This window comes from Burkholderia sp. Ax-1720 (assembly GCF_011753035.1).
GTDB classification, from domain to species: domain Bacteria; phylum Pseudomonadota; class Gammaproteobacteria; order Burkholderiales; family Burkholderiaceae; genus Burkholderia; species Burkholderia gladioli.
The window spans coordinates 73,504-90,514 of the sequence record NZ_VWWK01000005.1; the positions used below are offsets into that span (position 1 = coordinate 73,504).

Below are 17,011 nucleotides of genomic sequence, written 5' to 3' on the forward strand. Positions count from 1 at the left end.
GGAGGACGGCGGCGCGTTTGGTGTTTACTGGCGGAAGGCCGAGAGACTGTCGAACCCGGCGTAGGTGAAGGCGGCCTCGCACCAGGCGCGCGCGAACTCGGCGCGCTCGGTTTCCCAGCCGCCGTAGCGCAGGTTGTCGAGGAACTTGGCGCCCAGCTCGTCCTTCGAGAGCGGTTCGCGGGCGCCGCCGCGCATGTGCGGCTGGCGAATCTCGTGCACGCTGCCGTCGGCCAGCACGGCGCGCAGATGCCCCGTGAAGTTCTTCGGATACTCGTTCTCGGGATCGATCCGGTAGCGGATCTTCCCGGCCAGCTCGAGCACGGCGGCATCACGAATGCGCGCTTCGGTGAACTGCTCGAAGCCGGCCTTGCGGTCGAAGAAGCCTACCGCCATGCAGAACGGCGTGCTGAATTTCGCGGCATAGGCGGTGGGCGGGCGATGCTTCACCGCCAGTTCCTCCCACAGCCGATGGACCGTGCCTTCACCGACATCGCAGACGATTTCGCGGATCTGCGCGGCCTGCACGCCGCGCTCGGCCAGCGCGATCGCGCAGTCGATATAGGGTTGCGTCATGGTCCCGCAGGCATAGGGCTTGAAGGCGATCGTCTCCATGATCCAGCGTTCGCCGAGCTGGTCGAGCACCGGCACGAAATCGGGCGTGCGCGAGGGCGCGAAGGCCTTGAAGAAGCCGTGCGTGCCTTCCAGCACCGTGCGCGGGCCGTCGAAGCCGGCGCGCGCCATCAAGGCCGCGCGAATCCCCGATTGCGCCGCCCAGCCTGCGTGCATGCGCTTGGTGGAGGTGCCTTCCGCGAGATATTCGATGATCCCCGAAGCCATGCTGCCGGCGATGCCGAGCGCCGAGGTGGCGGCCCGCGCGTCGAGCCGCAGTGCGGCTGCCACGCCGGCGGCTGCAGCCAGCGCGCCGATCACGGCGGTGGGATGAAAACCCGCCGAGTGGATCGCGCGCGGCGCGACCAGCGAGAGCCGGCACATCAGCTCCGCGCCGACCGCGATGCCGCGCAGCAGGGCGTCGCCGTCCAGCCCCTCGCGCTCGCAGGCGGCGAGCACGGCGGGCACCACCACGGCGCCCGAATGAACCGGGCCGCCTTCGAAGGTGTCGTCGTAATCCTCGCCATGCGCCGCGGTGCCGTTGACGAGCGCGGCATCGAAGGCGCTCAGGCCGCCCGCGTGGCCGAGCGCCGTGCAGGCGCCCGCGCGATCGGTGGCGGCCAGCGTCGCGCCGATATACGGCTCGCCACGCCCGGCGATGCACAGGCCCACCACGTCGAGCAGCAGCAGCCGGGACGTTTCCACGGCGTTCGGGGGCAGGCGGGCGGCATCGATCGAGGCGATCCACGCACCGAGTTGATCAGCAATGCTTATTTTTACTTCCGGATGACTCGTGTTCATCGGGTGTTTCGCTCCAGTCAGGACTTGCGGAAAGATCGGTGATGCGTGATGCGTCATGTGCGGGGCACCTCGCCTGACCGAAGGCAGGCGCCCCGCGCGAGGCCTAGCGCGGCTGCCCGCTGCCGGCCGGGGTGCTGTTGAGCAGGTCGGCGCCGGGCTGGGCCGCGTCGCCGGCCGCGCCCGCGCAGTTCGCGCGCCGATAACCGGCCTCGACGTGCTCGCGCATGGTGCGCGCGACCGCGTCGGGATCGCGCGAGGCGAGGGCTTCGAGAATCTTGCGGTGTTCGTCGTGCGAGGCCTGCGAGCTGCCGGTCAGCGAAAAACCGCGTCGGCGCAGCAGGTGCATGCGATTGATGACCTGGCGGTAGAGCGCGAGCATGGTGGCATTGCCGGCCAGCTCCACCAGGCGATCGTGGAAGGCGATGTTCAGCGAGAAGTAATCGTTCAGCTCGCCTTCCTTCGAGCTGGCCTCGAGCCGGTCGAGCATGCCGCGCAGTTCCGCGAGCTCTCCATCGGTGATGACGGGAGCGAGGCGACGGCCCGCCATTTCGTCCAGGCCCGCGCGTACCTCGTACAACTCGGCCGCCTCGGTATCGGAGATCTCGCGGATATACACGCCGCGATTCTTCTCCAGCCAGACCAGCCCGGCTTCCTCCAGGGCGCGGAACGCCTCGCGCACCGGGCTGCGGCTGATCCTCAGATGTTCGGCGAGATCCATCTCGTTGAGCTTCATCCCCGCCTGCAGCTCGCCGGTCCTGATGCGGCGCAGGATTTCGTCCTGCACGAGGCCCGACAAGGTGACGGAGCGGAGGAGTTCAAGCGAATTGGCGGCGCGTTGCATGACGGACGGACCCGAGGAGGAAAGAGAACGGGAAGAAATTTTACAGGAAAGCTTGCGCATTGAAGATTGTCGACAATATACTTCCGGCAACGCGGAAACTCAAGACATTCGGAGCGGCACACAGTCAGCCGATCGTGCGCCCCTCAAGATTGTCGACAATATGCGTAATGCAAAAAAGGCGATGGAGCGCGCTAGCGACCGTCAGCCTCCATGAGACGAAAGGCGCGGCATCCCGCCAGGCAACAGGGCATGCGGCGTTCGAGCAGACAGGAGACGGAATGCTCGCCAGTGCAGAAGACCGGTCCGCCGCCCAGGCGGTCCATGCTGCGCGCCCGTATCGCGTGTTCTTCGCGACCTGGGCGGGGTGGACCCTCGATGGTTTCGACAACGCGATCTATATCTACGTGATCGTCGCGGCCCTGACGGACCTGCTGCCCGCCAGCGGCTATCCCGCGGATCACGCGCACATCGCGCGCTTCGGCGGCCTGATGTTCAGCCTGTTCATGCTCGGCTGGGCCTGCTCGATGCTGTGGGGCTGGTGCGCCGACCGCTTCGGCCGGGTGCCCGCCATGTGCGCGACCATTCTCATCTACTCGATCTTCACCGGCGCTTGCGGCCTGGCGCCGGGCATCGTGTCGTTCGCGGCGTTCCGCTTCCTTACCGGCTTCGGCATCGGCGGCGAGTGGGCGGCGGGCGCGCCGCTGCTGCAGGAGTCGGTGCCCGAGCACCTGCGCGAACGCCTGTCGGGCTGGCTGCATACCGGCACGCCGATCGGCTTCCTGCTGGCCTCCCTCACCGCGCTGTTCGTGCTGCCGCATTTCGGCTGGCGCGCGCTGTTCCTGATCGGCGCGGCGCCCGCGCTGCTCACCGTGTGGCTGCGCGCCGGCGTGCCCGAATCGCCGCGCTGGCGCGAGCAGCGGGACAGCGGCGCGCCGCTGGCGCCGTGGCGCGAGCTGTTCGGCAAGGGGCGCGCGCGCACCACCTGGTGCGCCGCGCTGATGATGACCTGCCTGATCTTCGGGCTCTGGTCCTCGACCTTCTGGATTCCCACCCTGGTGTCGACCTGGCAGGCCGCGCAGGGCGAGTCGGCGCAGGCGGCGCAGCATCTCGGCTCGCTGAGCGGCTTGATCATGAGCGTCGGCACGCTGGCCGGCTGCGCCGGCATGCCGTGGATCGTGCGCGTCTTCGCCACGCGCCGCCGCGCGGCCGCGTTCTTCTTCACCGGCGCCGCGGTGTGCAACATGCTCGCCTACGGCCTGCTGGTCATGACGCTGAAGAGCCTGGCGCTCTTCATGTGCATGCTGCCCTTGCTCGGCTTCTTCACCAGCGGGGTGTTCTCCCTCTACACGATCTGGCTGCCGGAAATGTTCCCGACCATGCTGCGCGCGCTCGGCTCCGGTTTCGCCTTCAGTTTCGGACGCATCGTCGGCGCGGTCGGCCCGGTGCTGGTCGGCGCGCTGGCGGCGGCGTTCAGGTCGTATCCGCTGGCCATCACGCTGGTCTCGGCGATCTACCTGGTGGGCCTGCCGCTGGTGTTCCTCGCCCCGGAAACGGCGGGCCGGCGCCTGCGGACCTGATCCGGCGCTGCCGCGCCGAGCCTGGCCACAGGCAGGCACGCGGCACGTCCACGATCCAGCAATTCCCCCACGACGGGCCGGCTGACGACCCGCGCATCACGGAGACAGACATGCAGTGTGGCATTGGAAGGAACCGGGCACGATGAAGACGACCATTTTCAGGGGCGCGACAGGCCGCGTCTTCATGCTGCTCTGCCTGATGTATTTCATCGAGTACATCGACCGGGTGAACCTGTCGGTGGCCGCGCCGCTGCTCAAGCAGAACCTGCACCTGAGCAACACGGAGCTGGGCGTGGCGCTGTCGGCCTTCGGCTATTGCTACGCCACCTTCCAGATCATCAACGGCTACCTGGGCGACCGCATCGGGCCGCGCCGCATGCTGGCGATCTCGGGGCTGCTCTGGGCGATCGGCACCATCGGCACGGGCATGGTCGGCGGGCTCGGTTCGCTGGTGTTCGCGCGCATGTGCGTCGGGCTCGGCGAGGCCGGCACCATCCCCAACGCCACGCGCGCCATGACCAACTGGGTGCCGGGCGTGCGGCGCGGTTTCGCGCAGGGCTTCACGCATTCCTCGGCGCGCGCGGCCGCGGCCATCACGCCGCCGCTGGTGGTCGCGATGATTCCGCTGCTGGGCTGGCGCGGCGCCTTCGTCGTGCTCGGTTGCCTGAGCCTGGCCTGGGTGGCCGCCTGGTGGCTGTATTTCCGCGACGACCCGCGCACGCACCGCGGCGTGACGCAGACGGAACTCGACGCCTTGCCGCCCTACGCGGGGCCGCGTCATCGCACGCCCGTGCCGTGGTGGCCGCTGGCGCGCCGCATCATGCCGGTGACGCTGGTGTTCTTCTGCCACGCCTGGACCCTGTGGCTCTACCTGAGCTGGCTGCCGAGCTTCTTCGTCGGGCAATACGGGATCGAGCTCAAGCATTCGGCGCTGTTCACCTCGGGCGTGTTCCTCGCGGGCGTGATCGGCGACACCGCCGGCGGCCTGCTCACCGACGCGATCTACCGGCGCACCGGCGATCTCAACCGCGCGCGGCGCAACGTGATCGTGTTCGGCTTTCTCGGCTCGCTGGTGTTCCTGTCGGGTGTGTTCTTCGTGCAGGACCCGACCCTCATCGCGGTGTGCCTGGCCGCCGCGCTGTTCTGCCTGGAAGCGACGGAAGGGCCGATCTGGGCGGTGCCGATGGACGTCGCGCCGGCCTTCGCCGGCGTCGCCAGCGGCTTCGTGAGCACGGCCGCCGGGCTGGCCGCGATCGTCTCGCCGCTGGCCTTCGGCATCGTCACCGATCTCACGGGCAGCTACCGCCTGCCGTTCATCATGTCGATCGGGCTGCTCCTGATCGGCAGCGCGCTGGCGTTCTGGATCCGGCCGGACCGGCCGGTCGACGCCAGCCGCCAACCGTCCAATCGTTCTGAAACCCTGGGAGCACAGTCATGAATGCAGTCACGCGCGAACGCGTCGCCGTGGTCACCGGCGCCGCGCGCAACATCGGACGCGCCATCGCGCTGGAGCTGGCGTCGGCGGGCGTCACCGTGGTGGTCAACGCGCGCAGTTCCTTCGACGAGGCCGCGGGCGTGGTCCGCGAGATCGAGGCGGCGGGCGGGCGCGCGGCCGTGGAGCTGGCCGACGTGAGCACGCCGCAGGGCGCGCAATCGCTGATGGAGGCCGCGGCACGGCGGTTCGGCCGCATCGACCTGCTGGTCAACAACGCCGCGCTGCGCCGCGAGGTGCCGTTCGAGCAGCTCGACTGGGTGCAGTGGCGCGAGGTGATGGCCGTGATCCTGGACGGCGCCTATCTCTGCGCTCACGCCGCCTTGCCGTATCTGCGCGCGGCCGGGGCGGGGGCGATCGTCAATATCGGCGGCATGTCGGCCCACGCGGGCTCGAGCGGGCGCGCCCACGTGATCGCCGCCAAGGCCGGGCTGGTGGGCCTGACGCGCGCGCTCGCGCACGACCTGGCGCCGGACGGCATCACCGCGAACTGCGTGGTGCCGGGCCTCATCGACACCCGGCGCGGCGGCGCGGCGGGCGACAGCGAACCCGCGCATCACGGGCAGCGCAAGACCCTGGTCGGGCGGCGCGGCGCGCCCGAGGAGGTGGCGGCGCTGGTGGGCTTCCTGTGCAGCGACAAGGCCCGGTACATGACCGGCCAGGTGATCCACGCCAACGGCGGCGCGTTCCTCGGATAGGGCGGAAGAACCAGGCAGGCGAACAAGGCAGGAACGGCGATCGATCGGATCGCCGTGAAGGGATTGGTTAGGCATGCAGATAAATAAAAGTTGAATCCGTCAATCGAATCAACAGGAGACAGGCATGAAGAAGGCAATCTTGGTGTTACCGGCGCTGGGCCTGATGGCAGGAGCCGCCCATGCGCAGAGCAGCGTGACCTTGTACGGCATCCTCGACGAAGGGCTGATGCTCAATACCAACGCGAAGAACGTGGTGAACGGCCGTAACGTGGGCGGGCGGCAGTTCTCGGTCGACTCGAACGCCGGCACCCAGGGCAGCCGCTGGGGCCTCAAGGGCCGCGAGGAACTGGGCGGCGGCCTGGCGGCGATCTTCCAGCTCGAATCGGGCTTCAACGTCAGCAACGGCCAGTTCGGGCAGGGCGGCACCGCCTTCGGCCGGCAGGCCTACGTCGGGCTGGCGAGCCGCCGGTTCGGCACGCTCACCCTCGGCCGCCAGTACGACAGCGTCAACGACTACGTGGGCAACTACGGATTCGCGGCCGCCTACGGCGGCTCCACCACCGAGCACCCCGGCGATCTCGACAACGTCAACCATACTTTCCGCGCCAACAACACCGTCAAGTACGCGAGCCCGAACTTCAGCGGCCTGACGTTCGGCGGCACCGCGACGCTGGGCGGCGTGGCCGGCCAGATCTCGCAGTCGAGCGGCTACACGCTGGGCGTGAACTATTCGGCGGGGCCGCTCGGCCTGGGCGCCGCCTACGAGTTCTTCAGGAATCCCTCGGCGACGGGCGCGATCCTTAACAGCAACGCCTCGGCCGCCAGCTTCAACTCGCTCAATTCCGGCTACCTCGGCACCAACCCGGCCAATTCGCTGCAGATCGTGGCGGTGGGCGGCAGCTACCGGCTCGGCGCCGCCGTGCTCGGCGCGGTGTATTCGAATACGCGCTACCAGAACATCGGCGCGTTCGGCGGCGCGAGCGCCACCTTCAACAGCTACGAAATCAACGCGCTGTACCGCTTCACGCCGGCCTTCTCGACCGCGCTCGAATACAACTACACGAAGGGCAACGCGGTGCGCGGCGAGCTCGGCGACCAGAGCTACAACCAGGCCTCGCTGCTGTTCGACTATGCGCTGTCCAAGCGCACCGACGTCTATCTGCTCGGCACCTTCCAGACGGCGAGCGGCACCAGTTCGACCGGCGCACGCGCGGTGGCGGACATCGGCGGGCTGGGCGATTCGTCGAACAACCACCAGGCCGTGGTGCGCGTCGCGATCCACCACAAATTCTGATATCGCCGGCCAGCGACGCGCCTCGCCCCGGGCGGGGCGCGTCGCTGGAACCACCTCGTCTCGACAGGAAACCTCATGCAGACATCACGCTTGCTCATGCTCCGCGCGCTGGCGCCGCTCGCCGTCGTGCTGGCGGCTTCGGGCGCCGCCCAGGCGCAAACGCCGGCGGCCCAGCCCGCCTCGCAACCCTCGGCGGGCGGCTTGCCGGCCCGCTCGCCGTTCGACGTGCCTTACGGCATGCCGATCGCGCTGGCCGACGCGAGCCGCGCACTCGACGCCGCGCGCGCCGAAGCCGCCCGGCACGGCTGGCCCGAGGCGATCGCGGTGACCGATCCCTCAGGCTCGCTGGTCGCGTTCGCCAAGATGGACGACACCCAGAATGCCTCGCCGGAGATCGCCTTGCGCAAGGCCTCCACGGCGGCCCGCTTTCGCCGCGATACGCGGACCTTCTACAACGCCTACGAAGGCGGCCATCTCTACTCGTCGACGCTGGATCCTTCCCTGGCCGCGTCGCCCGGCGGTTATCCGCTGTTGATCGGCGGCCGCATCGTGGGCGCGATCGGATGCAGCGGCGGCAGCGGCGACCAGGATGCCGACATCTGCAAGGCCGGCGCCGACGCCCTGAAGTGAGCGCCCGTCAGCCAGGAGGACCAAGACCATGAACCCGACTTCCGAAAAGACCGACCTGCCGGGTCCGCAAGCCCCGTCGCGCCGGCGCTTCCTGGTCACGACGATCGCGGCGCTGCCGGTAGCCGGCGGGCTGGGCGCCTGCGGCGCGCACGATGGCGCGGCGAGCGCATCGAGCCCGGGCGGCGGCGCCACCGAAGCCGGCGGCGAGGGCGCGCCGTACCAGCCGTCGTTCTTCAAGCCGGCGGAATGGCGCTGCCTGCAGGCCGCCGTCGATCGGCTGATCCCGGCCGACGCCGAGGGCCCGGGCGCGCTCGAGCTGGACGTGCCCGTGTTCATCGACCGCCAGATGGAAACCGGCTTCGGCCATGCCGCCGACTGGTACATGCGCGGGCCCTTCGTGCACGAGGTGCCGGCCTTGTCGGGCTACCAGAGCCCGATGACGCCGCGCGAGGTCTATCGCACCGGCCTCGCGGCGCTCGACGCCCATTGCCGCGCGCAGTTCGGCGGCCAGGACTTCGCGGCGCAGTCGCACGCGCGGCAGGAGGCGTTGCTGCACGCGATGGACGCGGGCACGCTGAAATTCGACAGCACCTCGGCCGCGCGCTTCGTCGGCCTGCTCTGGCAGAACACGCGCGAAGGCTATTTCGCCGACCCGATCCACGGCGGCAACAAGGGCGCGGGGAGCTGGAAGATGATCGGCTTTCCCGGCGCGCGCGCCGACTTCACCGACTGGGTGGACCAGCCCGGCAAGGCCTATCCGCTGGGGACTGTGACGATCGCCGGCACCTGATCCGGTCGCGTGGTGGAAGCCATCCGGCAAGGACGGCAAGGGCGGTTGGGGCCATCAAGGACCACGAAGGATCACGAAGGATCACAAAGGACCGCGAGAGGTCCGCAAGGAGACGAGCATGGCGGATATCCGCAAACCCCCGGTGGATGCCGTGGTGGTCGGCATGGGCTGGACCGGCTCGATCATGAGCATGGAGCTGGCCGAGGCCGGCCTGCGCGTGGTGGGGCTGGAGCGCGGCGAGCAGCGCGACACCGATCCCGACTTCGCCTACCCGCGCATCGCCGACGAGCTGACCTACGTGCAGCGCAACCGCCTGATGCAAAGCCTGTCGCGCGAGACCGTCACGATCCGGCGCAATGCGCAGGAAACCGCCTTGCCGCTGCGCCAGTACGGCCCCTTCCTGTTCGGCGACGGCGTGGGCGGCTCGGGCGTGCACTGGAACGGCTTCAGCTATCGCGCGCCCGAAGCCGAGCTGCGCCTGCGCAGCCATTACGAGGCGCGCTACGGCAAGGCCTTCATTCCGGAGCTGATGAGCATCCAGGACTGGCCGGTGAGCGCCGCGGAACTCGAGCCCTTCTACGATCGCTTCGAATACATGGCCGGCACCTCGGGCAAGGCCGGCAACCTCCGCGGGCAGCTCGTCGAGGGCGGCAATCCCTTCGAGACGCCGCGCGCACGCGACTACGCGCTGCCGCCGCTGGCAACCGCCTATCCCTCGCAACTGTTCGAGCGCGCCTCGCGCGAGCTCGGCCTGCATCCGTATCCCACGCCGGCCTCGATCGCCTCGAAGGCCTACACCAATCCCTACGGCATGCAGATGGGGCCCTGCAACTTCTGCGGCTATTGCGAGCTGTTCGGCTGCTACCTGTATTCGAAGGCCTCGCCGCAGGCCTGCATCCTGCCCGCGCTGATGAAGCAGCCCGATTTCGAATTGCGCGATCGTTCGCAGGTGGTCAAGGTCACGCTCGATTCGACCGGACGCAAGGCCACCGGCGTGATCTACATGGATGCGCAGGGCCGCAGCGTCGAGCAGCCCGCCGAGCTGGTGGTGCTGTGCGCCTACCAGATGCACAACGTGCGCCTGCTGTTGCTCTCCGGCATCGGCCAGCCCTACGACCCCGTCAGCGGCAAGGGCACCGTCGGCAGGAACTACGCCTACCAGCGCAACAGCAAGATCCAGTCGTTCTTCGGCGACGAGGTGATGATCAATCCGTTCATCGGCTCGGGTTCGGGCGGCATCGTCTACGACGACTACAACGCCGACAACTTCGACCACGGGCCGCTGGGCTTCGTCGGCGGGGCGATCACCTTCGCCACCGTGACGGGCGGCCGCCCGATCGCCCAGGCGCTGACGCCGCCGGGCACGCCCAAGTGGGGCTCGGGCTGGAAGAAGGCGGTCAAGGATCACTACCTGCATGCCTTCGCGATCTCGACGCAAGGCTCGGTGATGTCCTATCGCGACAACTACCTGGACCTCGATCCCACCTACAAGGACGCCTACGGCCTGCCGCTGCTGCGCATGACCTTCGATTGGAAGGACAACGAAGGGCACATGACCCAGTTCGTGAGCGCCAAGGCCGCCGAGGTCGCGCGTGCGATGAACCCGAAGCCGCACACGGTGGCCGTCAACGCCGGCAAGCCGGGCGACCGCTTCGACATGGGCCCTTATCAGAGCACCCACACCACGGGCGGCGCGGTGCTCGGCGATCGTCCCGACAACAGCGTGGTCAACAAGTACCTGCAGAGCTGGGACGTGCCGAACGTGTTCGTGGTCGGCGCAAGCATGTTTCCGCAGAACTTCGGCATCAATCCGACCGCCACGCTCGGCGCGATGAGCTATTTCAGCGCGAAGGCGATCCGCGAGACCTACCTGAAGCAACCGGGCCCGCTGGTCCATGCCTGAGGAGCGCGCCATGAAGCTCAGCATTCACCGCCTGCGCCCGACGATCGCCGCGCTCGCGCTGCTCGCGGCGCCGTTCGTTTGCGCCGGCACGCCGGCCGCGGCGCCGCCTTCCGGTCCTGCCGCGCATTCCGGCGCGCTGGAGAAGGGCGCCTACCTGGCGCGCGTCGGCGATTGCGTGGCCTGCCACACCGCGCCGAACGGCCGGCCGTTCGCGGGCGGCCTGTCGCTGGCCACGCCGTTCGGCACGCTCTATTCGACCAACATCACGCCCGACGCGAAAACCGGCATCGGCAGCTGGCGCTACGAGGACTTCGCCCGCGCGGTGCGTGAAGGCGTCGCCAAGGACGGGCACCGGCTCTATCCCGCGATGCCGTATCCGTCCTACGCGAAGGTGAACGAGGCCGACATGCGCGCGCTCTACGCCTACTTCATGCAGGGCGTGGCGCCGGTTGCCGCCGTCAATCGCGAGGATCGGCTGCGCTTTCCCTACAGCGTGCGCCCGCTGATGCGCCTCTGGAACGCGCTCTACGTTCCAGGCAAGCCCTACGCGGACGACCCGCGCCGCAACGTCGAATGGAATCGCGGTGCCTACCTGGTGCAGGGGCTCGCGCATTGCGGTGCCTGCCACACGCCGCGCGGCAGCTTCGGCCAGGAAGCCGCCTTCGACGAACGCGGCAGCGAGGCATTCCTGTCCGGCGGCAGTGTCGCCGGCTGGTACGCGCCGAGCCTGCGCGAGCATCCGGCCGGCAGCGCGAGCGCCAGCAAGGCGGCATTGAGCGCCTATCTGCGCAGCGGGCGCTCGGCGGACGGCGCCGCGTTCGGGCCGATGACCGAGGTGATCGACCACAGCCTCCAGTACCTGAGCGACGAGGATCTCGACGCGATCGCCGCCTACCTGAGCTCGCCGCCCTTGGACGGGCGACCCGGCGAGAGCCGCGCGCCGCCGGCCGCCCGGGACGACGCGAACACGGCCCTGGCCTTGCGCGCCGGCCATCCGGCCAACGCGGGCGCCTGGCTCTACCTGAACAACTGCAGCGCCTGCCATCGCTCCGACGGCGCCGGCGCGATGCCGACGTTCCCGGGCCTGGCCGGCAACGCCGCGGTGCTGGGCGCGAATCCCGATTCGCTGATCCATCTGGTGCTGAGCGGCTCGCACATGCCATCGACGAGCCGCGCGCCCACGCCGCTGGCGATGCCCGCTTTCGGCTGGCGCCTGAGCGATGCCCAGGTGGCCGAGGTGCTGAGCTTCGTGCGCGCCAGCTGGGGCAACCGGGCAAGCGCCGTGAGCGCCGAGGCGGTGAGCCGCGTGCGCGCGCTCGCGCTGGGTTCGCCATGAGCCAGCGTCACGGCTTGAAATCAAAGTGTCGACACTTTGATCGAAACTCCTTGGTTTTCCCGAATGGAGGCGGGTAGAATTTCGCAAAGTGTCGACGAAACTGCCAATCGGGCGATTCGCTGCCTGAGCCTGAAGCGGCTCCGCCCGAGCGGTTTTTCATGATGTGATCGATTGCCGATGCGAGCCGGGGAAAGGGTCTCCGGCGCGTCGGCCAAAGTCTGGAGGAATCGTCCGAATGAGTTCCATTGCCGCCGCGTTTGCGCACGGCCTGTACACACTTGCGGGGCAGTCGCTGCCTGCGAAGGTCGCCGACGAGGCCCGGCGCTCCCTCATCAACGTGATCGGGACGTCGATCGGCGCCTCGCGCCATCCCGGCGTCGACGCGATCCTCGCCGCCGCCGTCGAGATCGGCGCGCAGCCCGCCGCGCCGGTGCCGGGGCGCGTCGAGCGCACCGACCTGCATTTCTCCGCGCTGGCCACCGGCTTCGCGGGCCATCTCGACGATTTCGACGATACGCATCTCGCCACGGTGATCCACCCGGCCGCCTCGGTGTTCGCCGTGCTGACGGCGCTGGCGCCGTCCACGCAGCCGAGCGGCGCGCAGGCGCTGACGGCCTTCGCGCTGGGCTGCGAGGCGCAGTTGCGGGTGGGCGTGTCGATCTCGCCCGAGCATTACGACCGCGGCTGGCACATCACCGGGACCTGCGGCGTGATCGGCTGCGCCGTGACGGCGGCCCTGCTGCTGGGGCTGGACGCCGACGGCATCCGCCGCGCGACGGCCATCGCCGCCTCGATGTTCGTCGGCCAGCGCGAGGCCTTCGGCACCATGACCAAGCCTTATCACCCGGGCAAGGCCGCGGCCAACGGCATCGCCGCCGCGCAGCTCGCGCAACGGGGGCAGCCGGCCGAGGACGACATCTTCGAGGCGCCCGGCGGTTATTCGCATTCGCTGTCGACCAAGGTCGATTTCGCGCTGATGAACGGCGCGATGGGCGAGCGCTGGGAACTGCTGTCGAACACCTACAAGCCTTATCCCTGCGGCATCGTTGCCCACCCGGCGATCGACGCGGGACTGGCCCTGTCGGCGCGGATTCCCGAGGTCGGCGAGATCGAGTCGATCACGCTGCGCTGCCATCCGCTGGTGCCCGAGCTGATGGGCAACCCGCAGCCCAAGGATGGCCTGCAGGCGCGCTTCAGCGCGATCCACGGCGTCGCGGCGGCGCTGTGCGACCGTCGCGTCGGGATCGCGCAATACGAGGACGCGCGCGTGGTGCAGCCCGACGTCAGCGCGATGCGTGCCCGCACGAAGCTGGTGCCCGACAGCGCCGTGAATCGCGACGAGGTGTTCATCGAGGCCCTGCTCAAGGACGGCAGCAAGGTGGCGCATCACGTCGAGCACGCGCGCGGCAGCCTGGCGCGCCCGCTTACCGACGACGAGCTGCGGGAAAAGATCGAGCTGCTGATCGATCCGATCCTCGGCGACGGCGCCACGCGACGGATCGCCGAGCTGGTTCGCGATCTCGAATCCCGGCCCGACCTGCGCGCGCTTTTCGAACTTTGCCTTCCCACCGAGGACCAGAATCATGCATGAGGCCGCCACCCATTCCGACGTTTCCGCCGCGCTGGTGAGCTTCGCGCTCGCGCCGCTGGCGAAGGAGGCGCGCTCCGCCGTCGCGGCGGCCCATCGGGCGATCGCCGAGGCGCGCGCGATCCTGTCATCGACCTCCGCCGATGCGGCGGTTGCCGGGCTGCCGGCGCAGGCGGGCTCGTCGAGCGACCTGCGCCTGCGTGCCTGGAGCCTGGGCGCGCAGTTGACGGCGCAGGCCGTGCCCTCGCTGGCGACGCCGGTGGTCGCGGCGGCGCTGACGGCGGGCGAGCGCTTCGGCGCATCGGACGAGGCCATCGCCGAAGCCGTGGCGATCGGCACCGAGGCCGCCACGCACACGCTGGCCGCGCTCGACAGCAGCGAATACCGGGCGCGCTGGAACCTCGTGTCCTCGATCGGGGTGCTGGGGGCCACGCTGGCCGTGGCGCGCCTGCTGGGGCTCGACGCGCCGCGTGCGCAGCATGCGCTCGGCGTGGCGGCGACCCAGGCGGCGGGGTTCGCGCGCAACGCGGGCAAGGCGATGGAAGCCATCGAGGTCGGCAAGGCGGCCGCCGACGCGATCGAATCGGCCCTGGTGGCCAAGCACGGCTTCACCAGCGCGGTGGCCTCGATCGACGGGCGGCGCGGCCTGGCGGCGCTGATGGCCTATCGCTTCGACGCGGCGCGGATTGCCGGCGAGCCGGCGGTCTGGTGGTCGACGGTGGCCTGAGCCGCGAGTTGCTTGCGAAGACCGCCGCAGGCATCGCGGCGGCGGTCTTTCAGTCCTGCAGCCCGCGCGTGTTGCGATACACGCAATGGCTCGATTCGACGAAGCGCACGCGATGCTCGACGGGCTTGTCCTTGAAGGTATAGGCGGTGCGCTCGACGCGCAGCACCGGCGTGCCGGGCTGTACCTGCAGCGCATCGGCCACCTTCTGGTCGGCGACCGCGCCGGCCAGGTCCTCCACCACGCGCACCACCGAGATGCCGAAATGCTCCTGGTAGAAGCCGTAGATCGAGCCGCGCCGCGCCGCGAAGTGCTCGGCGGTGAGCTTCGGGAACAGGTCGAGCGGAATCCACAGATGGTCGAGCATCACCGGCACCTCGCCGAGCAGGCGCAGGTTGTCGACGCTGGCCAGGCGCGCGCCGCGCTCCAGCTTCAGGATCGAGGCCAGCGCCGGCGTGGCGCGCTCCTTGCCGAAACGCAGCAGCCGCGCGCCCACCGTCACCGTCTCGCCGGTGTGGTCGACGAAGTTGAAATACTGGTCGAAGGCATGTTCGTCGGCGAATTTCGCAACGATGGTGCCGAGCCGCGCGCGCCGGATCAGCAGGCGCTCGGCCACCAGTTCCTCCACCGCGCGGCGGATGGTGCCGATGCCCACGCCGAAGGCCTCGGCCAGTTGCGGTTCGGTGGGGATCTTCTCGCCGGCCGCCCAGACGCCGGTGCGCAGACGCTCGAGGATTCCTGCGCGGACGATTTCATACAGCGGCTGGTCGGCTGAAGGGCGGGTGGCTGGCATCGATCTGACAAGGATTGGGCTGGACGCGCGAACCTGCGAAGGATACAGGATCGGAACGCTGGTTCGGCGCGAGCGTTCCCCGGCCGGAAAGCGGGCGGCGGCGCCGATCGCGCCGAAAACCCGCATCATGGCGGTCTTGCCATCCTGTTCGCCCCAAGGAGCCCGACCATGCCGCTGATCGACCATCTCGACCACCTGGTGCTGACCTGCGTCGACCCCAATGCCACCCGGCATTTCTATACCGAGGTGCTGCAGATGCAGCTCGAGAGCTTCGGCGCCGGGCGCCTGGCGTTTCGCTTCGGCAATCAGAAGATCAACCTGCACGTGCGCGGCGCCGAGTTCGAACCGAAGGCGCATCTGCCGGTGCCGGGCGCGCTCGATCTGTGCTTCATCGCGGCGGTGCCGCTGGACGAGGTGATCGCGCACCTGGCGCGCATGAGCTGGCCGATCGTCGAGGGCCCGGTCGAGCGAACCGGCGCGACGGCCCGGATCCGCTCGGTCTATGTGCGCGACCCGGACCTGAACCTGATCGAGATTTCCGAATTGCTGTGAGCGGCGGTGCCGCCGCGCGGCCCGGTGCCGGGCGGGGAGCCGAAAGCTTTGTCGCGCATCGATAACGCGTACAGGAAAACCGGAAGATTGTCCCATCCGCCGCCGCCTGCCTTCGCTACATTGGAGCAACGGCCGGCGGGGCGGACGGCATCTGTCATGCCGCCGGGCACCCGCGGCCGGAACTCCGATTCGATGCGAACGGATCCCCGAACCTGCAATGACAGAGAAAGCCATGAAAAGCATTTTGTTGGGCTGCGCCGCGATGACGGTCTGCGCGCTGGGCCACGCGCAGACGCCGGCGCCCGCCGGGGCGGCGGACGCGGCCGAAACGGCAGGCGACTACCTCGCCCGCGATTTCCGTTTCGCCGACGGCTCGGTGCTGCCCGAGGTCAGGCTCCATTACACGACCCTGGGCCGGCTGCGGCGTGACGCGGCGGGCCATGCCACCAACGCGGTGCTGCTGCTGCACGGCACCACCGGCAGCGGCGCGCAGTTCCTCACCAAGAGCTCGCGCGAGGCGCTGTTCGCGCCGGGCGCGCCGCTCGACACCAGCAAGTATTTCGTGATCGTGCCGGACGGCCTGGGCCGCGGCGGGTCGAGCAAGCCCAGCGACGGCCTGCGCGCGCGCTTCCCGCAATACGGCTACAACGACGTGGTGCAGGGCCAGTACCGGCTGGTCACGGAAGGGCTCAAGGTCGACCACCTGAAGCTGGTGCTGGGCACCTCGATGGGCGGCATGCAGACCTGGCTGTGGGGCGAGCAGCACCCGGCGATGATGGACGCGCTGATGCCGATCGCCTCGCAGCCGATCGCGATGGCCGGCCGCAACTGGCTGTGGCGGCAGATGGTGGTGGGCGCGATCGAGCATGATCCGGGCTGGCAGCAGGGCGATTACGCCAGCTCGCCGCAGCAGTGGATCCGCACCATGCCGGTGTTCGCGATCATGACGCAGAACCCGCGCCAGTTGCAGCTCGCCGCGCCCGATCGCGAGGCCGCCACGAAGCTGTACGACTCGATCGTCGCGCAGTACGCGAAGTACGACGCCAACGACGTGCTGTACTGGTTCCGCTCCTCGTCCGACTACGATCCCGCGCCGCAGCTCGGCAAGATCCGCGCCAAGCTGTTCGCCGTCAACTTCCAGGACGACCTGATCAACGCCACCGATCTCGGCGCGATGCAGCGCCTAGTGCCCGAGGTGCCGGGCGGCCGTTTCGTGGAGATTCCGGAAGGCGCGGGTTCCTATGGCCACCAGACGCTGGCGCATCCCGAGGTCTGGGGCAAGTACCTGGTGCAGTTGCTCGACGAGGTGGGCACGCCGCGCTGAGGCGTGCGAGCCGGGCCCCCGGCCTGATTCCCGGGCCCGGCCCGATACGACCGCGCGCG

16 protein-coding genes are annotated in these 17,011 nt (G+C 69.3%); 13 read left to right on the forward strand and 3 right to left on the reverse strand.

Features of this window, described 5'->3' with window-relative positions; translation table 11 throughout:
- Positions 1–24 precede the first annotated feature (24 nt).
- Positions 25–1,410: an MmgE/PrpD family protein gene (locus tag F3J18_RS03085; RefSeq protein ID WP_166911298.1), complete on the reverse strand. Its 1,386-nt coding sequence runs from the start codon at positions 1,408–1,410 to the stop codon at positions 25–27.
- 103 nt (positions 1,411–1,513) lie between these two features.
- Positions 1,514–2,206: an FCD domain-containing protein gene (locus tag F3J18_RS03090; protein ID WP_240155311.1), complete on the reverse strand. Its 693-nt coding sequence runs from the start codon at positions 2,204–2,206 to the stop codon at positions 1,514–1,516.
- A 43-nt stretch (positions 2,207–2,249) separates the two neighbouring features.
- Here F3J18_RS03090 and F3J18_RS03095 point away from each other — a divergent pair, with 43 nt between their 5' ends.
- From F3J18_RS03095 to F3J18_RS03145, 11 genes are all read left to right on the forward strand, one after another.
- Positions 2,250–2,465, forward strand: coding sequence for a hypothetical protein (locus tag F3J18_RS03095; RefSeq protein ID WP_155636777.1), 216 nt, complete (start codon positions 2,250–2,252; stop codon positions 2,463–2,465).
- Positions 2,466–2,529: 64 nt separating this feature from the next.
- A complete protein-coding gene (locus F3J18_RS03100; RefSeq protein ID WP_166911300.1) occupies positions 2,530–3,828 on the forward strand; it encodes an MFS transporter in 1,299 nt (432 codons plus the stop codon).
- A 142-nt stretch (positions 3,829–3,970) separates the two neighbouring features.
- Positions 3,971–5,266, forward strand: coding sequence for an MFS transporter (locus F3J18_RS03105; RefSeq protein ID WP_166911302.1), 1,296 nt, complete (start codon positions 3,971–3,973; stop codon positions 5,264–5,266).
- Positions 5,263–6,018, forward strand: a complete 756-nt coding sequence (locus F3J18_RS03110; protein ID WP_025098543.1) for an SDR family NAD(P)-dependent oxidoreductase — start codon at positions 5,263–5,265, stop codon at positions 6,016–6,018. Before F3J18_RS03105 ends, F3J18_RS03110 begins: the two co-directional genes overlap by 4 nt.
- 124 nt (positions 6,019–6,142) lie before the next feature.
- Positions 6,143–7,312, forward strand: coding sequence for a porin (locus tag F3J18_RS03115; protein ID WP_166911304.1), 1,170 nt, complete (start codon positions 6,143–6,145; stop codon positions 7,310–7,312).
- A 75-nt stretch (positions 7,313–7,387) separates the two neighbouring features.
- Positions 7,388–7,942: a heme-binding protein gene (locus tag F3J18_RS03120; RefSeq protein ID WP_036038759.1), complete on the forward strand. Its 555-nt coding sequence runs from the start codon at positions 7,388–7,390 to the stop codon at positions 7,940–7,942.
- 28 nt (positions 7,943–7,970) lie between these two features.
- Positions 7,971–8,732, forward strand: a complete 762-nt coding sequence (locus tag F3J18_RS03125; protein WP_166911306.1) for a gluconate 2-dehydrogenase subunit 3 family protein — start codon at positions 7,971–7,973, stop codon at positions 8,730–8,732.
- A gap of 118 nt (positions 8,733–8,850) precedes the next feature.
- Positions 8,851–10,635, forward strand: coding sequence for a GMC family oxidoreductase (locus F3J18_RS03130; RefSeq protein ID WP_166911308.1), 1,785 nt, complete (start codon positions 8,851–8,853; stop codon positions 10,633–10,635).
- Between the two features lie 10 nt (positions 10,636–10,645).
- Positions 10,646–11,971: a cytochrome c gene (locus F3J18_RS03135; protein WP_166911310.1), complete on the forward strand. Its 1,326-nt coding sequence runs from the start codon at positions 10,646–10,648 to the stop codon at positions 11,969–11,971.
- 235 nt (positions 11,972–12,206) lie between these two features.
- Positions 12,207–13,562: an MmgE/PrpD family protein gene (locus F3J18_RS03140; RefSeq protein WP_166911312.1), complete on the forward strand. Its 1,356-nt coding sequence runs from the start codon at positions 12,207–12,209 to the stop codon at positions 13,560–13,562.
- Positions 13,555–14,286 (forward strand): MmgE/PrpD family protein, encoded by a 732-nt coding sequence (locus F3J18_RS03145; RefSeq protein ID WP_166911313.1) that lies wholly within the window; start codon positions 13,555–13,557, stop codon positions 14,284–14,286. The genes F3J18_RS03140 and F3J18_RS03145 overlap by 8 nt, the downstream gene beginning before the upstream one ends.
- 49 nt (positions 14,287–14,335) lie before the next feature.
- Here the strand turns inward: F3J18_RS03145 and F3J18_RS03150 are convergent, their stop codons facing one another.
- A complete protein-coding gene (locus F3J18_RS03150) occupies positions 14,336–15,076 on the reverse strand; it encodes a GntR family transcriptional regulator (protein ID WP_025098535.1) in 741 nt (246 codons plus the stop codon).
- Positions 15,077–15,244: 168 nt separating this feature from the next.
- Here F3J18_RS03150 and F3J18_RS03155 point away from each other — a divergent pair, with 168 nt between their 5' ends.
- Together F3J18_RS03155 and F3J18_RS03160 are read left to right on the forward strand one after the other, a co-directional pair.
- Entirely contained in the window at positions 15,245–15,628 is a 384-nt protein-coding gene (locus F3J18_RS03155; RefSeq protein WP_166911315.1) for a VOC family protein, read from the forward strand.
- 232 nt (positions 15,629–15,860) lie between these two features.
- Positions 15,861–16,952 carry an alpha/beta fold hydrolase gene (locus tag F3J18_RS03160; RefSeq protein ID WP_240154804.1) on the forward strand — a complete coding sequence of 364 codons (1,092 nt, stop codon included), beginning with the start codon at positions 15,861–15,863 and terminating at the stop codon, positions 16,950–16,952.
- Positions 16,953–17,011 lie beyond the last annotated feature (59 nt).

What these genes read in the sequence shown, in the direction of transcription:
- F3J18_RS03085 (WP_166911298.1), bottom strand. Translation starts at nt 1,410, where the DNA reads ATGAACACGAGTCATCCGGAAGTAAAAATAAGCATTGCTGATCAACTC.
- F3J18_RS03095 (WP_155636777.1), top strand. Translation starts at nt 2,250, where the DNA reads ATGACGGACGGACCCGAGGAGGAAAGAGAACGGGAAGAAATTTTACAG.
- F3J18_RS03100 (WP_166911300.1), top strand. Translation starts at nt 2,530, where the DNA reads ATGCTCGCCAGTGCAGAAGACCGGTCCGCCGCCCAGGCGGTCCATGCT.
- F3J18_RS03105 (WP_166911302.1), top strand. Translation starts at nt 3,971, where the DNA reads ATGAAGACGACCATTTTCAGGGGCGCGACAGGCCGCGTCTTCATGCTG.
- F3J18_RS03110 (WP_025098543.1), top strand. Translation starts at nt 5,263, where the DNA reads ATGAATGCAGTCACGCGCGAACGCGTCGCCGTGGTCACCGGCGCCGCG.
- F3J18_RS03115 (WP_166911304.1), top strand. Translation starts at nt 6,143, where the DNA reads ATGAAGAAGGCAATCTTGGTGTTACCGGCGCTGGGCCTGATGGCAGGA.
- F3J18_RS03120 (WP_036038759.1), top strand. Translation starts at nt 7,388, where the DNA reads ATGCAGACATCACGCTTGCTCATGCTCCGCGCGCTGGCGCCGCTCGCC.
- F3J18_RS03125 (WP_166911306.1), top strand. Translation starts at nt 7,971, where the DNA reads ATGAACCCGACTTCCGAAAAGACCGACCTGCCGGGTCCGCAAGCCCCG.
- F3J18_RS03130 (WP_166911308.1), top strand. Translation starts at nt 8,851, where the DNA reads ATGGCGGATATCCGCAAACCCCCGGTGGATGCCGTGGTGGTCGGCATG.
- F3J18_RS03135 (WP_166911310.1), top strand. Translation starts at nt 10,646, where the DNA reads ATGAAGCTCAGCATTCACCGCCTGCGCCCGACGATCGCCGCGCTCGCG.
- F3J18_RS03140 (WP_166911312.1), top strand. Translation starts at nt 12,207, where the DNA reads ATGAGTTCCATTGCCGCCGCGTTTGCGCACGGCCTGTACACACTTGCG.
- F3J18_RS03145 (WP_166911313.1), top strand. Translation starts at nt 13,555, where the DNA reads ATGCATGAGGCCGCCACCCATTCCGACGTTTCCGCCGCGCTGGTGAGC.
- F3J18_RS03150 (WP_025098535.1), bottom strand. Translation starts at nt 15,076, where the DNA reads ATGCCAGCCACCCGCCCTTCAGCCGACCAGCCGCTGTATGAAATCGTC.
- F3J18_RS03155 (WP_166911315.1), top strand. Translation starts at nt 15,245, where the DNA reads ATGCCGCTGATCGACCATCTCGACCACCTGGTGCTGACCTGCGTCGAC.
- F3J18_RS03160 (WP_240154804.1), top strand. Translation starts at nt 15,861, where the DNA reads ATGAAAAGCATTTTGTTGGGCTGCGCCGCGATGACGGTCTGCGCGCTG.